The organism is Kribbella sp. VKM Ac-2566 (assembly GCF_004366005.1).
GTDB lineage: Bacteria > Actinomycetota > Actinomycetes > Propionibacteriales > Kribbellaceae > Kribbella > Kribbella pratensis.
In genome coordinates this window covers 566846-586033 of sequence record NZ_SODT01000012.1, presented here as the reverse complement: position 1 = coordinate 586033, position 19188 = coordinate 566846, and the positions used below count along the sequence as shown (strand labels likewise).

General features: G+C 68.8%; 19 protein-coding genes. 3 read left to right on the top strand and 16 right to left on the bottom strand.

The features are described 5' to 3' along the window. Positions 1-42: 42 nt before the first annotated feature. Genes EV647_RS29925 through EV647_RS29915 form a run of 3 tightly spaced genes read right to left on the bottom strand, consistent with a single transcriptional unit; the run spans position 43 to position 2505 of the window. Positions 43-1059 carry an Rv2578c family radical SAM protein gene (locus EV647_RS29925; protein ID WP_134008810.1) on the bottom strand — a complete coding sequence of 339 codons (1017 nt, stop codon included), beginning with the start codon at positions 1057-1059 and terminating at the stop codon, positions 43-45. Positions 1060-1091: 32 nt separating this feature from the next. After that, complete coding sequence (locus EV647_RS29920; RefSeq protein ID WP_238156656.1) at positions 1092-1655, bottom strand: DinB family protein; 564 nt, start codon at positions 1653-1655, stop codon at positions 1092-1094. Between the two features lie 16 nt (positions 1656-1671). Then, complete coding sequence (locus EV647_RS29915; protein ID WP_134008808.1) at positions 1672-2505, bottom strand: NAD(P)H-binding protein; 834 nt, start codon at positions 2503-2505, stop codon at positions 1672-1674. A gap of 71 nt (positions 2506-2576) precedes the next feature. Between EV647_RS29915 and EV647_RS29910 the strand changes: the two genes are divergently transcribed. Next, positions 2577-3371: a TetR/AcrR family transcriptional regulator gene (locus EV647_RS29910; RefSeq protein ID WP_134008806.1), complete on the top strand. Its 795-nt coding sequence runs from the start codon at positions 2577-2579 to the stop codon at positions 3369-3371. Between the two features lie 111 nt (positions 3372-3482). Here the strand turns inward: EV647_RS29910 and EV647_RS29905 are convergent, their stop codons facing one another. The 8 genes from EV647_RS29905 to EV647_RS29865 form a co-directional block, all read right to left on the bottom strand. Continuing rightward, a complete protein-coding gene (locus tag EV647_RS29905) occupies positions 3483-4466 on the bottom strand; it encodes a helix-turn-helix transcriptional regulator (RefSeq protein WP_134008804.1) in 984 nt (327 codons plus the stop codon). 94 nt (positions 4467-4560) lie between these two features. Next, positions 4561-6111, bottom strand: coding sequence for a glutamine-hydrolyzing GMP synthase (gene guaA, locus EV647_RS29900; RefSeq protein WP_134008802.1), 1551 nt, complete (start codon positions 6109-6111; stop codon positions 4561-4563). 365 nt (positions 6112-6476) lie between these two features. Further along, positions 6477-7565, bottom strand: coding sequence for a cytochrome P450 (locus tag EV647_RS29890; RefSeq protein ID WP_202876353.1), 1089 nt, complete (start codon positions 7563-7565; stop codon positions 6477-6479). Beyond that, positions 7562-8218, bottom strand: coding sequence for a dethiobiotin synthase (gene bioD / locus EV647_RS29885; RefSeq protein ID WP_134008799.1), 657 nt, complete (start codon positions 8216-8218; stop codon positions 7562-7564). The genes EV647_RS29890 and bioD overlap by 4 nt, the downstream gene beginning before the upstream one ends. Then, positions 8215-9336, bottom strand: a complete 1122-nt coding sequence (locus EV647_RS29880) for an 8-amino-7-oxononanoate synthase (protein ID WP_134008795.1) — start codon at positions 9334-9336, stop codon at positions 8215-8217. Before EV647_RS29880 ends, bioD begins: the two co-directional genes overlap by 4 nt. Then, complete coding sequence (locus tag EV647_RS29875; RefSeq protein ID WP_134008792.1) at positions 9336-10649, bottom strand: adenosylmethionine--8-amino-7-oxononanoate transaminase; 1314 nt, start codon at positions 10647-10649, stop codon at positions 9336-9338. The genes EV647_RS29880 and EV647_RS29875 overlap by 1 nt, the downstream gene beginning before the upstream one ends. 87 nt (positions 10650-10736) lie before the next feature. Continuing rightward, positions 10737-11678: a zeta toxin family protein gene (locus EV647_RS29870; protein WP_134008789.1), complete on the bottom strand. Its 942-nt coding sequence runs from the start codon at positions 11676-11678 to the stop codon at positions 10737-10739. A 2-nt stretch (positions 11679-11680) separates the two neighbouring features. Then, positions 11681-12067 carry a hypothetical protein gene (locus EV647_RS29865; protein ID WP_134008787.1) on the bottom strand — a complete coding sequence of 129 codons (387 nt, stop codon included), beginning with the start codon at positions 12065-12067 and terminating at the stop codon, positions 11681-11683. Positions 12068-12262: 195 nt separating this feature from the next. Between EV647_RS29865 and EV647_RS42210 the strand changes: the two genes are divergently transcribed. After that, complete coding sequence (locus EV647_RS42210; RefSeq protein WP_166680039.1) at positions 12263-12400, top strand: hypothetical protein; 138 nt, start codon at positions 12263-12265, stop codon at positions 12398-12400. A 110-nt stretch (positions 12401-12510) separates the two neighbouring features. Beyond that, positions 12511-12705, top strand: a complete 195-nt coding sequence (locus tag EV647_RS29860) for a hypothetical protein (RefSeq protein WP_134008785.1) — start codon at positions 12511-12513, stop codon at positions 12703-12705. 61 nt (positions 12706-12766) lie between these two features. Here the strand turns inward: EV647_RS29860 and EV647_RS29855 are convergent, their stop codons facing one another. The 5 genes from EV647_RS29855 to EV647_RS29830 form a co-directional block, all read right to left on the bottom strand. Then, entirely contained in the window at positions 12767-13843 is a 1077-nt protein-coding gene (locus tag EV647_RS29855) for a hypothetical protein (protein WP_134008782.1), read from the bottom strand. Positions 13844-13886: 43 nt separating this feature from the next. Further along, positions 13887-14090 (bottom strand): hypothetical protein, encoded by a 204-nt coding sequence (locus EV647_RS29850; RefSeq protein ID WP_134008779.1) that lies wholly within the window; start codon positions 14088-14090, stop codon positions 13887-13889. A gap of 251 nt (positions 14091-14341) precedes the next feature. Next, complete coding sequence (gene bioB / locus EV647_RS29840) at positions 14342-15337, bottom strand: biotin synthase BioB (RefSeq protein WP_134008773.1); 996 nt, start codon at positions 15335-15337, stop codon at positions 14342-14344. 516 nt (positions 15338-15853) lie between these two features. Beyond that, positions 15854-17554, bottom strand: a complete 1701-nt coding sequence (locus tag EV647_RS29835; protein WP_134008770.1) for a GMC oxidoreductase — start codon at positions 17552-17554, stop codon at positions 15854-15856. Beyond that, positions 17551-19143 (bottom strand): succinic semialdehyde dehydrogenase, encoded by a 1593-nt coding sequence (locus EV647_RS29830; protein WP_134008767.1) that lies wholly within the window; start codon positions 19141-19143, stop codon positions 17551-17553. The genes EV647_RS29835 and EV647_RS29830 overlap by 4 nt, the downstream gene beginning before the upstream one ends. Between the last annotated feature and the right edge of the window lie 45 nt (positions 19144-19188).

The window sequence follows — 19188 nt, the reverse complement described above, 5'->3', positions numbered from 1 at the left end:
TCCCCGATTCGGCACGAAACCCTCCCCAGGCCAGGTTGTACATCAGAACAACGGCTCCTGGGACGGTTTCGGAGGGTGCATGCCGTTGATGGGTCGGGTGCGGTGGGTGGAGCCTCGGGCGAAGCCGTGTTTGGCCAGTAGGGGGCGGAGCTTTTCTTCGAAGGCTTTGCGGTAGCTCGGGGAGGCGTTGGAGCCGTGGGCGTAGAGGGAGGTGTAGCGGCTGACGAGGTCGGGGTGGTCGTGGGCCAGCCATTGCATGAACCAGTCCTTCACGCCTGGGCGTAGATGCAGGACGAGAGGGGTTACACCGGTGGCGCCGGCCGCGGACAGTTGCTCCAACAGGTGGTCGAGCTGGTCAGGGGAATCGGTGAGCCACGGGAGGACCGGGGCAACCATCACGCCGCACGGGAGACCGGCCTCGCGGACGGCTCGGATCAGGTCGAGGCGGCCGCGGACCGAGGGGACGCCGGGTTCGAGGCGGCGCCGGAGTGCTTCGTCGCCGAGGGCGAGCGAGAGGCCGATGCCGACATTGACCTCGGCGGAGGCAGCCGACAGCAACGCCAGATCGCGGCGGAGCAGGGTGCCCTTGGTGAGGATCGACAATGGTGTGCCCGAGCCGGCGAGGGCCTCGATGATGCCGGGCATCAGGCGGTAGCGCCCCTCGGCGCGCTGGTACGGGTCGGTGTTGGTGCCCAGGGCAACTTGTTCGTGACGCCAGGACGGACGGGCCAGCTCGCGGCGCAGGACGTCGGCGACGTTCGTCTTCACGACGATCTGCCGGTCGAAGTCCAGCCCGGTGTCGAGCTCGAGGTACTTGTGCGTCGGCCGCGCGAAGCAGTACCGGCAGGCGTGCGAACACCCGCGGTACGGATTGACGGTCCAGTTGAACGGCAGCGCCGTACCAGGCACCGAGTTCAGCGCCGACCGCGCCAGCACCTCGTGGAACGTGATCCCCTGGAACTCTGGCGTCGTCACCGACCGAACCAGCCCCGCGATCGACCCGAGCCCCGGTAACGTCCCCGGAGTCTCGGCATCAACCCGCTGCCCGGCCCACCTCATGCCTCATAGTCGAACACATGTTCCCACAACCGTCAAACGGCGGCGCGGGCGGCCTCTTCGACGCGGTTGCGGTAATTGGCCCACCAGGCGACGTCCTGTTCGGGGAGGTTCGAGTTGGTCGGGCTCAGGCCTGCCGTGCCGTCCAGTTGTTCGCGGAGGATGTCGGCATGGCCGGCGTGACGGCTGGTTTCGGCGAGGACGTGGACGAGGATGCCGTGCAGCGTCACTGTCGGGTTGCGCCACCACGGCACCTGGCCCTCCGCGTCCAGGTCGAGCGCCTCGATCGTCGCGTCGGCGTGCGCGCACGCCCGCTGGTACCGGTCGACGATCTCGGCGCGCGTCTCGTCGGCGGTCGCCCACATCTCGACGTTCGGTTCGGCGTCGTCGTCCCACCACGGCAGTTCTTCGGCGAACGGCCGGTCGAAGGTCTTCCCGAAGTACCAGGCCTCGACGATCGACAGGTGCTTGACCAGGCCGAGGAGGTTGGTCCCGCTGGGCGTCAGCGGCCGGCGGATGTCGTACTCGCCGAGTCCGTCGAGCTTCCAGACCATCGCCTCGCGGGCCTTACGGAGGTAGTCGTGCAAAGTTTCTTTCACAATCGCGAATCATGCCTCAGGAGAAGACCGCTGCGTTGGCCCGTGCCCATTCGCGGTACGTCGTACCCGGCCGGCCGGTGAGGTCGCGCACCGCCGGCTCCGGCTTCATCGGGTGTTCGGCCATCATCCGGAAACCGTCCAGGAGCCACTGCGCCGTCTCACGTCCGATCACCGGCGCCAGCCCCTCGACGTACTCGTCCGGCGTCAGTTCCTCGAACCGCACCTTCCGCCCGATCGCCTCCGAGATCCACGCGACCTGTTCCGGCGGTGTGATCCCCTCCGGTCCGCTCATGGTGATCTTCTGCCCGCCGTACTCCTCGGACAGCAGCACCACCCGCGCGACGGCCGCGATGTCGGCGAGGTCGATCGGCGTCTGCACCGCGCCGGCGTACGGCGCCCGCACGACCCCGTCGGCCTTGACCGACGGAGCCCAGTCGAGCGTGTTGTTCATGAACTGCCCCGGCCGCAGGAACGTCCAGTCGAAGCCGCCGGCCTCGATCGCCCGCTCGATCCGGTAGTAGTGCCACGTCGACGGATCCCCTTGCGCCTCGTAGTCCGCAGGCTCCCCCGACAGTACGACGACCCGCCGCACGCCGGCGTCCCGCGCGCAGCGGACGAAGTCGTCGACGTACGCCGGAAGTGGCGCGAGGTACACGGTGTCGACACCGGCGAGCGCCGCGGGCAGCGTCTCCGGCTTGCCGAGGTACCCGCGGGCGACCTCCACGCCGTCCGGCAGCGCGGCCCGGGCCGGCTTGTTGGTCAGCGCCCGCACCGGCGCGCCCGCTGCCACCAACTCGTCGACCAACAGCCGGCCGACGCTCGCGGTCGCGCCCGTCACCAGGATCGTCATCCCCATCTCCTTTCACCGATGAATTCCCGTAGGGTATACGAGAATTCAAGGAAGCGCCTATCGTTGGCCCCGTGAGCGAGCGGCGGAGTGGCGAGGGGCAGCCGGACAAGACGCTGGCGTTGCTGTGGCGCAACCACCGCCAGCCGACCGCGCTCGCCGACGAACCAGCGAGGAAGCGGGGGGCCGGCCGGCGGCCGTCCCTGAACGTCGACGACGTCGTCCGGACAGGCATCCAGCTCGCCGACGACCAGGGGCTGGCGGCGGCGTCCATGGGCGGGCTCGCGAAGGAGCTCGGCGTCGGCACGATGACGCTCTACACCTACGTGCCGTCGAAGGACGAGCTGCTCGACCTGATGGTCGACCAGGTGCTCGGCGAGCGCGAGCTGCCCGGACCAGGCGAGCCGCGGCCGGACGACTGGCGGGAGCAGGTCGAGCTGTACTCCCAGCAGACCCGTGCGATGTTCCAGCGGCACCTGTGGTTGTCACAGGTCTCGACGATCCGCCCGCCGGTCGGTCCGGGCATGCTGGCCGGCCGCGAGTACCTCCTGTCCGCGTTGCTCGGTCTCGGACTCGGAGCGCTCGAGACGAATACGGCTGCGCTCGCAATCGCGACGTACGTCGACTCCGCGGCGAGCCTCGAGGCGGAGAGTCAACTGGTCGAGCGCGCGACCGGTCAGACCAACGACGCCTGGTGGTACGAGCGCAACGACCTGTGGGAGACGTACTTCGACGTCGACCGGCACCCCGCGATGACCACGATCTGGCACGCGGACGGCTACCAGTCGTCCACTCGCGAGGCCGCCGCCGAGTCCTACCGCTACGGCCTCGACCGCCTCCTCGACGGCATCCAGGCGATGAAGCCCTAGCCAGATCGGCAGCTCGACAGGAGGTGTCCGGCCGGCGCAGGCACCGCCACGCTCAGCAGCACCGCCGACCAGGTGAAATCAGCCGACACATCCTGTCGAGCTGCAGGATTTTTAGGTCCGGGCGCCTGTCAGGACGTCGGCGCCGATCGGGTTGAGCATGTGGCGGACCGAGCTGCCGATGCGGTGTGTGGTGACCAGGCCGGTGTTGTGCAGGATCCGCGCGTGCTCGCTGGCCGAGGCCAGTGAGATCCCGGCCCGGGCCGCCAGCACGCTGGTCGAGCATGCGCCGCTCGAGATGCTCTTCAGCACTCGTGCCCTGGTCTTCCCGAGCAGATCGGCAACGGCGCGATCGCGGTCAGCGTGGCGTACGACGGCCTCGGCCCGGTCGGCGTGCCGCACCGGGTAAACCAGCACCGGTGGCAGCGCCGGATCGAGCAGCATCATCGGGTACTTCCTCCAGCAGAAGAAGGACGGCACCAGCCGCAGCCCACGACCGTTCAGGTACAGATCCCGGTCGATGTGCGGCAGGTCGACCGACAGCACCGGCGCCTCCCAGCGCAGCGTCGGGTGCAGCTGCGGGATCAGCGACTCGAACCCGTCGCCGGCGACGGTGCCGTTGTGCTTGGCAACCGTCGCCTCGATCACCGGCGTGATCATCGGCATCTGCGGCGCGATCTTGGTCCGATGGAACGACCGCAGCCCGTGCACGAGCCGGGTCATTACGCTGTTCTCACCGGCCGCGAGCCGCCGGCTCCAGGCCGGCAACCGCACGCTGTCCGACAACCTGCTCAGCTCGGATCTCAGCTGACCGGGCGGTGTGGCGGCGACCGCCACCAGTCCCGCCTCGAGCCCTTGACCCGCGGCACGCGGTGTCAGGAAATCCGGTGAATAACCCACCGGCGGCGCGACCGCGAGCAGCGCCTGCTCCAGCGCACTCAGCCGGGCCCTCGCCCGCTCCCGCCAGGTGCCGAAAGTCTCCGGCTCGTAGTCGGTCTGCAGGACGTGGAGACCCAGCAGGACCTCCCACAACGGATCGGGCTCCTGCGCGATCGTCGTCCTCGCCAGATCCGCACACTCGAAATGAACGCGGAACACCACGGACTCCTCCCCCGAGGAAAGTCACCCGCCGTGGTCAACGGGCAACAGAACTACCGTAACAGCCCTCGGGGTCACTCACCGTGACGCGGAACTACTCCCACTCGATGGTGCCCGGGGGCTTGCTGGTGACGTCGAGCGTCACACGGTTGACCTCGTCGACCTCGTTGGTGATACGGGTCGAGATGCGCTCGATCACGTCGTACGGCAGCCGGGCCCAGTCGGCGGTCATCGCGTCCTCGCTGGTGACCGGACGCAGTACGACGGGGTGGCCGTACGTCCGGCCGTCGCCCTGGACGCCGACCGACCGTACGTCGGCCAGCAGGACCACCGGGAACTGCCAGATGTCGCGGTCGAGACCGGCCGCGGTGAGCTCGGTGCGGGCGATCAGGTCCGCGGCGCGCAGGATGTCCAGCCGCTCGCGAGTGACCTCGCCGATGATCCGGATGCTCAGACCGGGGCCCGGGAACGGGTGGCGGTAGACCATCGTCTCCGGCAGGCCGAGCGCCAGGCCGAGCTCGCGGACCTCGTCCTTGAACAGCGTCCGCAGCGGTTCGATCAGGCTGAACTGCAGGTCGTCGGGCAGCCCGCCGACGTTGTGGTGCGACTTGATGTTCGCGGCGCCGGCGCCGCCGCCGGACTCGACCACGTCCGGGTACAGCGTGCCCTGGACCAGGAACTCGATGTGCCGCTCGGCGTCCACCTTGCGCGCGGTCGCCTCGAAGGTCCGGATGAACTCACGGCCGACGATCTTCCGCTTCTGCTCCGGGTCGGTGACCCCGGCCAGCGCGGTCAGGAACTGGTCCTCGGCGTCGATCGCCTCGAGCCGGATCCCGATCGCGGCGACGAAGTCCTTCTCGATCTGCTCCGACTCACCGGCCCGCTGCAGACCGTGGTCGACGTACACGCAGGTCAGCTGGTCGCCGATCGCCTTGTGCACCAGGGCCGCCGCGACCGCGGAGTCGACGCCGCCGGACAGCGCGCACAGCACCTGCTTGTCGCCGACCTGCTCGCGGATCAGCTCGACCTGCTCCTCGACGACGTTGCTCGTCGTCCAGTCGCCCTTGCAGCCGGCGATCTCGTACAGGAAGTGCTCGAGCACGGCCTGCCCGGCCTGCGAGTGCAGGACCTCCGGGTGCCACTGCACGCCGGCCAGCCGCCGGTCCAGATCCTCGAACGCCGCCACCGGCGCGCCCTCGGACGCCGCGAGTACGGCGAAACCGGCGGGCGGCGCGTGCACCGCGTCACCGTGGGACATCCACACGTTGAGGTCCTCGGGGATGTCGGCGAGCAGCGTCCCGGCCTCGCTCACCGTGACCGGCGTCCGGCCGAACTCGCGCAGTCCGGTACGCCGGACCTCGCCGCCGAGCGTCTGCGCCATCGCCTGGAAGCCGTAGCAGATCCCGAACGCCGGTACGCCGGCCTCGAACAGCCCAGAGTCGACCCGCGGCGCGCCCTCGGCGTACACCGACTGCGGGCCGCCGGACAGGATGATCGCCTTCGGCCCCTTCGCCAGCATCTCCTCGACCGGCATCGAGTGCGGCACGATCTCGGAGTACACCTTCGCCTCGCGCACGCGGCGCGCGATCAACTGCGCGTACTGCGCCCCGAAATCGACGACCAGGACCAACTCATGCTGCGTCACCTGGCAAAGCCTATCGGTGCAGGTCAGCAGGGCTGTAATCCACCGCTCGACCAGTCACCGCCAAGACCTCGCTGGTCACCTCCAGCCCCGGAAACCGTCGCCGCATCGCAGCCTCGTACCGAGCCGCACCCGCCTGGTCACCGATGTAGTCGGAAATCAGATGCACCCCGAACCACAACCGCACACGACACCGAGTCGACAAGCTCACAAACCCCGACGCTAGCGACGCGAGTTGTCCGCCGTGTTACGGAGAGTTACAACCCGAAGACACTTCAACCGTTCCGCAGGGATGCTTGGTGGTTCGGGGAGTCCTACCTACCTGAGAGGACCAGTAGAACTCCCCACTCGACCAGGCCAGCCGGAACTTACGGCGCCTTGTGGCGCGGAGCCACCAGCAACCGCGCCGGGGCGCGGAACGAGAGTAGGTTGATCATTGGTGGGGGTTCGGCGAGGTGCACGGTGATCAGTAGGTGCTGGGCGCAGTTGAGGGCTACTTGGGTTTCCATTCGGGCTAGGGCGGCGCCCAGGCAGCGGTGGATGCCTATGCCGAAAGCTAGGTCGGGTGGGCCGCCGTGGCCGGTCAGGCCGAGGAGGATGGGGGCGCCGGCCGGCAGCTCCACGTCCGCCAGGGTGGTTGGCTCGGCGGTGATTCGGCGCCAGGTGGGGACCGAGGACGCCTCTTGGAGAACCTGTTCCACTGTCGTGCCGGGGTCGTCCAGGCAGCGCTGAAAAGCGGTGGAGATGAGCTGGGTCGTGGTTTCCTGTCCCGCGATCAGCAAGAAGTAGCCGACCGCGCACACCTCTTCATCGGTCAGTCCCAGACCGACCAGCACACCAAACAGGTCGTCACCAGGCGCCTTCCGAGCGGCCGTCGTACGCGCGCGCAACCATGCGTAGAACTCGGCCGCGCTGTGCGCCAACTCCAGCTGCCGGTCCTCATCGGGCCAGCCCCAGAACAGTTCCAGCGAGTCGAGACTCCAGGCCTTCAGCGCAGGTACGTCGACATCCGTCAGGCCGAGCAGGTGCAGTACGACGAGGGCCGGCGGCTCCGCGGCGATCGCCTGCACCAGGTCAACCTGTTGGCCGGCAGCAAGGGCTTTCATGGCAACCGCGACTCGTGAGTCGTTGAGTTCTCGGGCCAGCGGTTCCGCAGCGGCGACGCGGGCGGGGCTGAAGAAGCGGGCGACGGCGGCACGGATCGGGCGGTGTGACTCCCCCGCGTTGTTGGCCAGCGTCGGCGGCAGCGCGAAGCCGACACCGGACAGGACGCGGAGCGCCTTCACGGACAGCGGCGTGTGGGCGAGTACGGCGTTGTCCGGGCGGAACGTCTGCGGGTCGAGCAGCACCTCCCGCGCCAGCGCCGGGTCGTCGACGACCCAGTACCCGAGCGCCTCGTCGTACCGGGCGGGGCAGCCGGCCACCGTCGACCCGTCGCCGGAAGCGGAGGGCGTCACTCGAACCATCCCGGTGCGGCGGCCCGGAACTCCTCTCGGCTCCAGGCGCCGGCCCCGGCCGGGATCCGCCCGATCACCGGGACGCCGGTCGTCGCCGGAAGATCCTCGAGGTTGCAGCTCTCGGCGAGATCCGGCTCGGCCGGCCACGACCCGATCACCAGCCCCTCGACCGGCAGTTCCCGCGCGCGCAGCGCCTCGACGGTCAGCCCGGTGTGGTTCAGCGTGCCGAGTCCGGCGCGTGTCACCACCACGAACCTGAACGGTGACGTCAGGTGCTCCGCGAGATCCGCCAGGTTGTTGCCATCAGCATCGAGTCCGACGAGCAGTCCGCCGGCGCCCTCGACCAGCACGGTGTCGTAGGTCCGGGCCAGGTCGTCGATCGATGCGGCGTACTCCTCGACCGACGGCAGCGGGATCCCGGCACGCCGGGCGGCGGTGGTGGGCGCGAGCGGTTCGGGCAGCCGGACGCCTTCATGCAGTGCGGTCACGCCGCTGAGGCGGACGACCTCGGCGAGGTCGCCCGGCTCGTCGGGGCCGACGCCGGTCTGGGCCGGCTTGACGACCGCGACCGACGCGCCGGCGCGCACCGCGAGCGCGGCCGTGACGATCGTCTTGCCGATCTCGGTGTCGGTCCCGGTGACGAAGGTGATCATGAAACCGTCCCGATCGCATCGACGATCACGGCGCAGGCGCGATCGAGATCGGCGACCGACAGTCCCGCGTGCGCGGTGAGCCGGAGCCGAGAGATGCCGTCGGGGACGGTCGGCGGCCGGAAACTCCCCACGCGTACGCCGTTCTGCAGGCACAGCTCGGCCGCTCGGACGGTCTCGCGCGGTCCCGGCATCGGGACGGAGACGACCGCACCACGCGACGGCGGCACGTCACACGCAGCCGCCAACCGCGCCGCGGCCGCGTGAATCGCCGCGGGGCGGTCGGGCTCGGCCTGTAGAACCTGCAATGCCGCAAGAGCAGCGGCGCAGGCAGCTGGGTTCAGACCGGTGTCGTAGATGAAGGGACGTGCCCGGTTGACGAGGTGCTCGCGCAGCACGGACGGCCCCAGCACGACCCCGCCCTGCGAGGCCAAGGACTTGGACAGCGTCATGGTGACGACGACATGCTCCAGCCCGGCCAGACCCGCCCCATGCACGGAGCCGTGACCGTTGCCGCTGACTCCCAACCCGTGGGCCTCGTCGACCAGCAGTACGGCGTTGTGCGCGCGGGCGACCGCGGCCAGTTCGAGCAGCGGCGCCTCGTCGCTGAGCACACTGAACACCGACTCCGTCATCACCACCGCGTGCGGCTCGTTGCGCTCGGCAAGCATCTTCTCGACGGCCTCGACGTCGTTGTGCGGAACGATCTCGACCCGGGACCGCGCTAGGCGGCAGGCGTCCACCAGCGACGCGTGCACGTGTTCGTCGGAGACCAGCAAGGTTCCCGGTCCGCCGAGTGCGGTGACGACGCCGAGGTTGGCGAGGTATCCGGACGAGAACACCAGCGCGGACTCTTGCCCGGCGTACGCCGCCAGAGCGGATTCGAGCTCCTCGTGAAGTTCCGTCGTACCGGTGACGAGGCGGGACGCGGTCGAGCCTGTTCCCCAGATGCGTACGGCGTCGGCCGCGGCCGTCACCACCCGCGGATCGCGAGCGAGGCCGAGGTAGTCGTTGCCCGCGAGGTCGATCAGGTCACCGTCCGCGGCCCGCGCCCTGAGCCGCCGGGTCAGACCGCGGGCCTCCAGCGCGGCAGCCTTCGGGGCGAGCCAGTCCTCCAACATCAGCCGGCCTCCTCGACCGCGCCTGTGATTGCCGCGCCGATGGTGGCGATGTCGGCGTCGGTGCAGACGTACGGCGGCATCGTGTAGACGAGATCGCGGAACGGCCGGACCCAGACCCCGCGACGCAACGCGGCCTCGGTCAGCCGCGGCAGGTCCACCGGCCCACCGAGCTGTACGACGCCGACCGCGCCGAGCACCCGTACGTCCTTCACTGCAGGCAACTCGGCCGCTGGAGCGAGCCCCGCCGAAAGCCCCGCGGAAATCGCAGCCACCCGCGAAGCCCAATCCTGTGAGAGCAGCAGATCGATCGACGCGAGCGCGACCGAACACGCGAGCGGGTTCGCCATGAACGTGGGCCCGTGCATCAACGCACCACCAGGTCCATTGGAGACCGTGTGCGCGACGTCCGACGTACACAGCATCGCGGCCAGCGTCAGGTAGCCGCCGGTCAGCGCCTTGCCGACGCACAGGATGTCGGGGTCGACGCCCGCGTGCTCGGACGCGAACAACGTGCCGGTGCGGCCGAACCCGGTGGCGATCTCGTCGAAGATCAGCAGGAAGCCGTGCCGGTCGGCGAGCTCGCGGAGAACGCGCAGGCAGGCGGGGCTGTACGGGTACATCCCACCGGCTCCCTGCAGGACCGGCTCGACGATGATGCCCGCGATCTCACCCGCATGTCGCTCGGCCAGTGCCGCCAGCTCGCCGGCCCAGGCCTGCAGCGCCGGATCGGTGTCCGGCCGGTCGAAGCCGGCCGGCGGTTGCGGTCCGAACACCTGCTCCTTGAGCGCGCCGGTGAACAGCGAATGCATCCCGTTGACCGGGTCGCACACGCTCATCGGCGCGAACGTGTCTCCGTGGTACCCGCCGCGGACGGTCAGCATCCGCGTACGCCCATGGTTGCCGCGCGCAACCTGGTACTGCAGCGCGAGCTTGATCGCCACCTCGACCGAGACCGACCCCGAGTCGCAGAAGAACACGTGCCGCAACGGCTCCGGCGTGATCTCCACGAGCCGCTCGCCCAGCCGGACCGCCGGCTCGTGGGTCAGCCCACCGAACATCACGTGACTGAACTCGTCCACCTGGCGCTTCAATGCGGCGTCCAGCACCGGGTTCCGGTAGCCGTGGATCATGCACCACCAGGACGCCATCGCGTCGATCGCCTCGATCGTCCCGCCCGTACCGTCGTCAAGCTGCAGCCATACGCCGTCCGCGCTCCGGACCAGCCGCACCGGCGAGGGCTCGGCCAGCGACGAGTACGGATGCCAAAGCAACTCCGCGTCCCGCTGTAGCCACCCATTGACCGACTGTGACACCGCGCTCCTCCATCCTGAGGATCCCCAACGGTAATCGCTGCTTGCCGCGAAGGACGGCGCGGGTGGTCAGGATGTGGGCGACATCTCCTACTGCTGGGTGCCGGCAGTTGCGATGTGCAACGTCACCGCGTCGGGATGCAATCGCGGGCGAGCCAGCGCAGTGACCGTCTTCCCGCCCTCGACCGACTCGTCCCGGATCCACTGCACCGGCGCCGCCAGCCCGATCCGGGCGACCTGCGAAGTGGTGTCCAGGAAGTACCGCGACTCCACCACGGTCCACGGGCGGTCCCGCTCGTACATGATCGCCTCGGCGGTCCGGACCGGTCGCTGCCACTCACCGGCGGCGGCCCGCTGATTGCCGTAGAGCAGTTGGCCGTCCGGACGCAGTACGGCGATCCGGTCGGCCCACTCGCCGCCGTCGATCAGCTCGGCGGCCCGCAGTACGCCTGCGTAGCCGGCATCGTGGACGCTCTGCGGGGCGAGCCTGCCGAAGCCGTAGGCCTCCAGTGCGCGTAGATGCCGCTCGAGCACGCCGAGGCGACTGAAGGCCTCGGGCACCGCAAGGATCGCGACCTCGACCTGGTAGCCGGCCGCCTTGAATCTCCGGGCCGAGTCCGCGAAGGCGTCGGGGTCGAGGAGCTCGGTCTCGACGATCCCGTCGTACCGCTGCTCGATCACGTGCGCCTCTGCCATCGCGTACCAGCGCCGGCCGTCGGCCTCGACGCCGGGGCTCGGTGTCGGAGGTACGTCGCTGATCGGCTGGTAGAAGCGTGGATGGTACGGCTCGTAGGCGGCCGGGTTGAGGACGACGGGGCGGCCGCGGTGGCGCAGGATCGCGGCCACCAGCGCGGTGATCGTGGCCTTGCCGTCGCCCGGCTGGCCCCCGACGAACACCACGACCGGATGCTCCTGCGGCCTCCCGGCGAGCTGGTCAGGCACGATCCGCTCGCGGAAGATCTGTGCGCTCTCCCCCGCATCCAGCGGTTCCCGATCAGCCCCCGCCGGCCCGATCCCCCACGGACTCGTCACGACTACTCCAGCGTCCCGTCGTCTTCGTCGTCTTCTTCGTCGTCCTCGTCGAGGTCGTCGTCCGCACCGGCCTCGTCGTCTTCGTCCTCATCGTCGTCTTCGTCATCGATGATGAGGAGGTCGTCGGCTTCTTTGCGGATCCGCTTGATCGCGCGACTGTCCAGTGGCGTGAGCTCCTGACCGCGCGCGGCCCAGGCCTCCTGCTCGGTCCGCCGGCTCGCGGCGGCATCAGGCTCGGCAGCAGCTTCCTCGGCCTCGATCGGCCGGGCGTAGAACCCGATCGCCTGCCGCACACCCTCCTGCGCGATCTCGTACGCCATCGCTTCCGTTCGCGACCAGCTCGCCTTACCGAGCTTGGTCAACACGTCCACGGCGGGGAGATCAACCACGCCGAAACGATAGCTGACGTGCCAGGTCACTACCCGAACGACCCCGGCCCTGTGCGAACACACGATGAACCCCAGCCGTGGTTAGCCTTCCGATGCTTCAAACCACCGGGGAACCGGCCGGCGTCGATCAGCGTCTGCTGGAGAACAAACACCGATCAGCCGCGTTTCGCGGCTCTCGTCGACAGGAGCATCAGGGTGCCGTACGGCAGCAAGGACTCGAAGAACGAGAAGCCCAAGGCCAAGCCGGAGAAGGGCTCGAAGGCGACGCCGCCCAGGGACCTCCCGATCTTGACCCCGGCCCGCAAGCCGAGGGGTCAGGGCCAGGGCCGCTGACCTGCCACACCTTTGAACCCGCGGGGAACCAGCCTGCGGTTCTGAACGTCTGCTGCAAACACAACCGATCATGCGCCGCGTCTGGCGGCTTCGACAGGAGGAACGGGACCATGCCCTTCAGCAAAAAAGGCAAGCCGCAGGAACACACCAACAACCAGAGCCCGAGCAACGCGCCCCGGCACGAGAGGGGCGCGTCCCGGAAGCAGGCCGACCAGAATCGGTCCACGAACCCGAACACCCGTCGCGGACGCGAGAACGCCGCCCAGAAGAAGAACGAGAAGAAGAAGGGCAACGGCCGGGGCTAGGGCAACCGACCCGACGTGCCGGCGGCCGGGGAAACCGTTCAATCGGTTGCCCCCGGCCCCTTTATGTTCGGCGGCGGCGTGCCGCGTCGGGGCTCGCTCCGGAGCGTTGGGGTTTCGGACGTCGCGGTGCGGGCTTCTGCTTCGGGTTCTTTTCCGCCGTCGGGGCCGGCGGCCGGGCCTCGAGGGCCTTCTTGACTGCGGTGAAAGCGTCGTTGGCGTTGCGGGCGGGCTTTACGCCGGTGAGTTTGGGGATGGCGGAGCGCTGGCGGCGGGTGTGGGTCTGGATGCGCTCGACGACGCGGGTGCGGACCTCGTCCAGGTCGGCGCCGGTCAGGTTCTCCACCGGTTTGCCGCGGTCCAGCGCGACGTCGAACCATTCGGTGTAGCCGTGCGTGTGGACGACCTGGTTCGGCGACTTCTGGCCGAGGCGGCGGTACTGCGTCAGTACGTCGTACCGCTCGTCGAGTCCGAGGACCTCGTCGCGGAGCCCGAGCTCGACCTGGCGGTCGAAGGTCGCGGCGACCCGCTGGTCGATCTCGGCGGCGGAACGGTCGACGGAGAACACGACCTGCCGGGTCGCCGGGGCGACGGCCCGTTCCGGATCGTTGCCCATGGCACGCGCCAGCGCGTTCACGATCGCGTCGTAGTTGTTCTCGTGGATCTTCGCGGCGGCCTTGGCGTCCAGCCGGCTCAGTACCGCGTAGGCGTCCTCGGCCATGCTGCGCGGGAAGTCACGCCGTACGGCATTCCGCGCCTCGGCAACCGCGTCCACCTCCCAGCCCTCCAGCAGCGAACGCACGTACACGCTGGTGCCGCCGACCACGACCGGGACGCCACCCGCCTTCCAGCACTCGTCCATGTGCTGCCGCGCCTGCGCGACGAACGTCTCCAGCTCGAGTTTCCGCACCGGCTCGGTGACGTCGATCATCGTGTGCGGGATCCCGCGCATCTCCTCCGGCGTGGTCTTGCTGGTGCCGATGTCCATGTACCGGTACACCTGCCGCGAGTCTGCCGACACGACCATCGGCGGCAGCCCGAGCTCGTCCCGGATCCGCAGGCACAGATCGACCGACACCGCGGTCTTACCCGCCGACGTCGGGCCGTACAGAGCGACCAGGAGCCGGGGCACGTTGGACATACCCCCAACCCTAGCCGGACCGGGCCCGACGCCGGCGCAGTCCTCAAACGCCGTGCTCGTTCGGCGTCCTCGGGGTCCGGCCCGCGAAGTTGCCGATCACCTTGCCCCGGGTGTCGCGAACCTTCCCGTCCTCACCGAGACGGCCGGCAACGGCCTCCTTGGCGGCCTTCCTCGCCTGGCGCCCCGTCAGCTTGCCGCCATTCGCCACCGCATCGCTGCGTGCCGCCTTCTTGCTTCCGAAAGCCATCGCGCTCACTTCCCTCCCGCGTCGAATGATGGAACGACGGTAGGACCATGCAGGGGCAAACGACCGTTCCAATCAGCTTGCGGTCAGGTTCCCGTGGACGGAGCATCGGGCCGACCAGCCCATGGGGTGGACCTGGACGATCATGCGGCGGCGGCAGCTCGCGCAGTACCTCGGCGGCTCGAGTTCGAGCGCGCGCCGGCAATCCTCGTGACTGCCGTCGGTCAGCTCGCGCCCGCATCTCCCGCAGTAGCTCATAGCGTCTTCTGGAGTTCCTTCACCGGCATCTTCAGCTCGGCGAGCAGGTCGAGGTCGGCAGTCGCCGGGCGGCCCAGGGTGGTCAGGTAGTTGCCGACGATCACCGCGTTGATGCCGCCGAGCAGACCTTCGCGGGTGCCGAGGTCGCCGAGGGTCAGCTCGCGACCGCCGGCGTACCGCAGGACCGTCCGCGGCATCGCGAGCCGGAACGCGGCGATGGTCCGCAGCGCGTCCTTGCCGTCCATGATCTCGAGGTCGCCGAACGGCGTACCCGGTCGCGGGTTGAGGAAGTTCAGCGGAACCTCGTGCGGGTCGAGCTCGGCGAGCTGCGCGGCGAGTTCGGCGCGCTGCTCGAGCGACTCGCCCATCCCGACCAGACCGCCGCAGCACAGCTCCATCCCGGACTCGCGCACCATCAGGCAGGTCTCCCAGCGCTCCTCGAAGGAGTGCGTGGTGACGACGTCGCCGAAGTAGGACCGGGCCGACTCGAGGTTGTGGTTGTAGCGGTGCACGCCCCACGACTTCAGCTCGTCGACCTGGTCCTGCGTCAGCATGCCGAGTGAGCAGGCGATGTTGATGTCGACCTCGGCGTTGATCGCCTCGATGCCGGCCTTCACCTGCGACATCAGCCGCTCGTCCGGCCCGCGGACCGCGGCGACGATGCAGAACTCGGTGGCGCCGGTCTTCGCGGTCTCCTTGGCGGCCTCGACGAGCTCGGGGATGTTCAGCCAGACCGCGCGCACCGGCGAGGTGAACTGGCCGGACTGGGAGCAGAAGTGGCAGTCCTCGGGGCAGCCGCCCGTCTTCAGCGAGATGATCCCCTCGACCTCGACCTCCTCGCCGCACCACTTCACCCGGACGTCGTGCGCGAGCGCGAGCAGTTCCGGCAGCCGGTCGTCGGGCAGGGTGAGAACCTCGACCAATTGCTCCTGGCTCAGCCCCGTGCCCTGCTCCAGAACCTGCTCACGTGCCACGTCCAGGATCTTGCTCATGGTTCTCCTGCCTCATCTCGACGGTCGGCCTCACAGTAGGTCAGACAGGTACGGCGGGGCTGCGGCGGGCGTCACGTGGAACACCTGCGGCCGAAGTGCCTCACCGCCACTCTCCGCACTCCCGGAAAAAGTTTCTGGGTTTTTCTGCGGAACCTCGTAACCCCCTGTAGATGGGCTCGTTGATGTGTGCAGAGGCGGTTACCGCAAGGAAGACCGCCACCCGGTTACCAGGAGCTACAAATGCTGATCATTACGATCAGCACGCAGAGTGGTCACAAGCCCTGAAGCCCCTGGAAATCGGATGTAAGGTAGTAACCAAGAGCTCGGGTCGCCAGCCATGGTTGGCGATCCGATCCCAAAGCGCCGGGCGCCTCACCCCGGCTTGAGTGGGTCCCTCGGGAAACGATTTGGGCGGAAACGTTCCCGAGGGACCTGCTCCCTTTTCCGGACCTTTGCACAAAGCCTCAGCAACTTACTGCTGAGGCTTTTTCATTTACGCAATTCTTCGCTGTTCTGTTACGAATCCGTCACAGCCTGCTTCGGGAAGATCGGAAGCCGCAGCGCACCGGGGGCATCCGTCGGGACGACCGGGTGCTCGGGCTTCACCGGCTGGATCCGCTGGTACGCCGTACCGACCGCCGGGCGCGGGTCCGCGGCACCCTTGTTCGGCCAGAACGAGAGCGCCCGCTCGGCCTGGGCGGTGATCGTCAAGGACGGGTTGACGCCGAGGTTCGCGGAGATGGTCGAGCCGTCGACGATGTGCAGGCCGTCGTACCCGTAGACCCGGTGGTACGGATCCACGACCCCCGACGACGGTGAGTCGCCGATCGCGCAGCCGCCGATGAAGTGCGCGGTCATCGGTACGTTGAACGGCTCCCCGATCGTGCCGCCCGGCGTACCGTTCATCAGCTTCGCCATCCGCCGGACCACCTGGTTCGCGACCGGGATCCAGGACGGGTTCGGCGCGCCGTGCCCCTGCTTCGACGTGAGCTTCCACCGGCCCAGCCGGTCACGCTTGCCGTACGTCGTGATCGAGTTGTCCGCGGTCTGCATCACCAGCGCGATCACGGTCCGCTCGGACCAGTGCTTCAGGTCGTACAGCTTCCGGATGTTCTTCCGTTGGACGCCGAGCTCGCGCAACCACGTCCGCCAGCGCGGCCTGTCACCGTCGCCGTCGGTCAGCACGGTCTGCAGCAGCGACATCACGTTGCTGCCCTTCCCGTACCGCACCGGCTCGATGTGGGTGATGTCGTCGGGGTGGAACGACGACGTGATCGCGACCCCGCGGCTGTAGTCGACGTCGGTGTCGCGGGAGATCGCGCCGAGCAGCGACTCCGAGTTCGTCCTGGTAAGCACCCCGAGCCGGTCCGACAGCCGGGGCAGTTTGCCCTCGTCACGCAGCCGGTGCAGCAACTTCGCCGTACCGAGAGCCGACGCGGCGAAGATCACCTGTCCCGCGGTGAAGCGGCGGGTGGCCTTCTTGTTCGACGTACGCCGGGTGTCGATCGCGTACCCGCCGTCCGGCAGCGGCTCGACCGACGTGACCGTGGTCAGCGAGTAGACCTCGGCTCCGGCCTTCTCGGCCAGGTAGAGGTAGTTCTTCGTCAGGGTGTTCTTCGCGTTGTGCCGGCAGCCCGTCATGCACTCGCCGCAGTCGATACAGCCGGTACGGCGGGGGCCCGCGCCACCGAAGTACGGGTCGTCGACCTCGACACCCGGCTCACCGAAGAAGACACCGACCGGTGTCGGGTGGAACGTCTCCCCCACGCCCATGTCCTCGGCGACCTGCTTCATCACCTTGTCGGCCGGCGTGAATCCGGGGTACGTCGTGACGCCGAGCATCCGCTTCGCCTGGTCGTAGTACGGCGCCAGCTCGGACTGCCAGTCGGTGATGTGCGCCCACTGGCGATCGGTGTAGAACGCGGGCAGCGGTTCGTACAACGTGTTCGCGTAGACCAGGCTGCCGCCGCCGACCCCGGCGCCGGACAGGATGATCACGTCGCGCAGCGCGCTGATCCGCTGGATGCCGTACCAGCCGAGCTTCGGCGCGAACAGGAACCGTTTCTTGTCCCACGAGTTCTTCGCGAACCCCGCGTCGTCGAACCGGGCACCGGCCTCGAGTACGGCGACCCGATAGCCCTTCTCGGTCAGCCGCAAGGCCGAAACCGACCCGCCGAAGCCGGACCCGATGACGACGACGTCGTAGTCGAACGTCATGGACGACCGATCTTCTTGAGGATCCGCAGGGCACCGGTCATCAGTTCCGCGAACTTCTCGTCGGAGAGGCCGTGCGAGGCGGCGATCGGGATCAGCCGTTGGGTGGCGATCGCCTGCGGTTCGACGTACCGGCGGATGCCCTCGACACCCTGCCGCCGGCCGAGACCGGACGACCGCATGCCGCCCATCGGCGTGTCGATCGAGCCGAACGTGGCGCCGTACCCCTCGTTGACGTTGACCGTGCCGGCCATCAGTTGCGCGGCGACCGCGCGACCTCGGCGGCCGTCGCGGGTCCAGACGCTCGCGTTCAGGCCGTACTCGCCCTCGTTCGCGCGCTGGATCGCCTCGGACTCGTCGGAGAACCGGTAGATCGAGACGACCGGCCCGAAGGTCTCGTTGTCGAAGCACTCCATCGCGGGGGTGACACCGGACAGTACGGTCGGCTCGTAGAAGAGCGGGCCGATGTCCGGGCGAGCCTTGCCGCCGGCAAGCACCGTGGCGCCCTGCTCACGGGCGTCCTCGACGTGCCGGGTCACCGTCTCCAGCTGCGCCTTCGAGATCAGCGAGCCCATGTCGACGTCCCAGCCGGTGCCGGCCGAGAGGCGGAGCTTCTTCACCCGGTCCACGAACGCCGTGACGAAGGCGTCGTACACCTGGTCGGCGACGTACAGCCGCTCCATCGAGACGCACAGCTGGCCGGCGTTCGCGAAACACGCCCGTACGGCGCCCTCTGCCGCTCGGTTGATGTCGGCGTCCCGCAGTACCAGCATCGGGTTCTTGCCGCCGAGTTCGAGGCTGCAGCCGATCAACCGCTCGCCGGCCTGCTTCGCCACCAGCCGGCCGGTCTTGGTCGACCCGGTGAAGCAGATGTAGTCGGCGTTCTGGATGAGCGCGCCGCCGACCGTCGGGCCGTCGCCGTTCACCGCGAGCCAGGCCTCCCGCGGCAGGCCGGCCTCGTACAGCAGTTCGATGCCGCGCAGTGCGGTGAGCGGGGTCTGGCTGTCGGGTTTGTGGACGACGGTGTTGCCGGCCAGGATCGCGGGCAGACCGTCGGAGATCGCCATCGTCAGCGGGTAGTTCCACGGCGAGATGATGCCGACGACACCCTTCGGGACGAACCGCTCCTCGGCGCGGGTGAGCAGCGGGAAGATGCCGAGCTTGCGCTGCGGCTCGAGCAGCTCGAACGCCTTGCGGCCGTAGTACCGCGCCGTCAGCGCGACGTGCGCGAGCTCCTCGAACGCCTGCTTCCGCGCCTTGCCGGACTCGCGGATGATCAGGTCGACCAGCTCGTGCCGGTGATCGAGAACGAGATCGTGGTATCGCAGCAGGATCGCCGCGCGCTCCGCGAGCGGCACCCGCCGCCAGGTCTGCTGGGTCCTCCGAGCGGCCCGGACGGCCGCGACCACGTCGTCGTCACTCGACACCGGCAGGTCCGCGATCGGCTGCCCGGTGGCCGGCGCGTACGACGTACGCGTGCCGGCCGTGGCGCGCAGCAGCCCCGACAACCGGCGGATGACCGACTGATCGGTCGCGTACGACGCGGTCGGGTCGAGCTCCGGATCCGCAGGAATCGAAGTCTGCTCGCTCATACCCGAAGGCTACCTGCCAGTAATAGCGGCTGTCAGTATCAAGAG

Bases quoted from the DNA above. Each gene is read 5' to 3' on its own strand.
- EV647_RS29925 (WP_134008810.1), bottom strand. From the start codon at position 1,059: ATGAGGTGGGCCGGGCAGCGGGTTGATGCCGAGACTCCGGGGACGTTA.
- EV647_RS29915 (WP_134008808.1), bottom strand. From the start codon at position 2,505: ATGACGATCCTGGTGACGGGCGCGACCGCGAGCGTCGGCCGGCTGTTG.
- bioD (WP_134008799.1), bottom strand. From the start codon at position 8,218: ATGATCACCTTCGTCACCGGGACCGACACCGAGATCGGCAAGACGATC.
- EV647_RS29880 (WP_134008795.1), bottom strand. From the start codon at position 9,336: ATGTTGGAGGACTGGCTCGCCCCGAAGGCTGCCGCGCTGGAGGCCCGC.
- EV647_RS29860 (WP_134008785.1), top strand. From the start codon at position 12,511: ATGCCCTTCAGCAAAAAAGGCAAGCCGCAGGAACACACCAACAACCAG.
- EV647_RS29855 (WP_134008782.1), bottom strand. From the start codon at position 13,843: ATGTCCAACGTGCCCCGGCTCCTGGTCGCTCTGTACGGCCCGACGTCG.
- EV647_RS29850 (WP_134008779.1), bottom strand. From the start codon at position 14,090: ATGGCTTTCGGAAGCAAGAAGGCGGCACGCAGCGATGCGGTGGCGAAT.
- bioB (WP_134008773.1), bottom strand. From the start codon at position 15,337: ATGAGCAAGATCCTGGACGTGGCACGTGAGCAGGTTCTGGAGCAGGGC.
- EV647_RS29835 (WP_134008770.1), bottom strand. From the start codon at position 17,554: ATGACGTTCGACTACGACGTCGTCGTCATCGGGTCCGGCTTCGGCGGG.
- EV647_RS29830 (WP_134008767.1), bottom strand. From the start codon at position 19,143: ATGAGCGAGCAGACTTCGATTCCTGCGGATCCGGAGCTCGACCCGACC.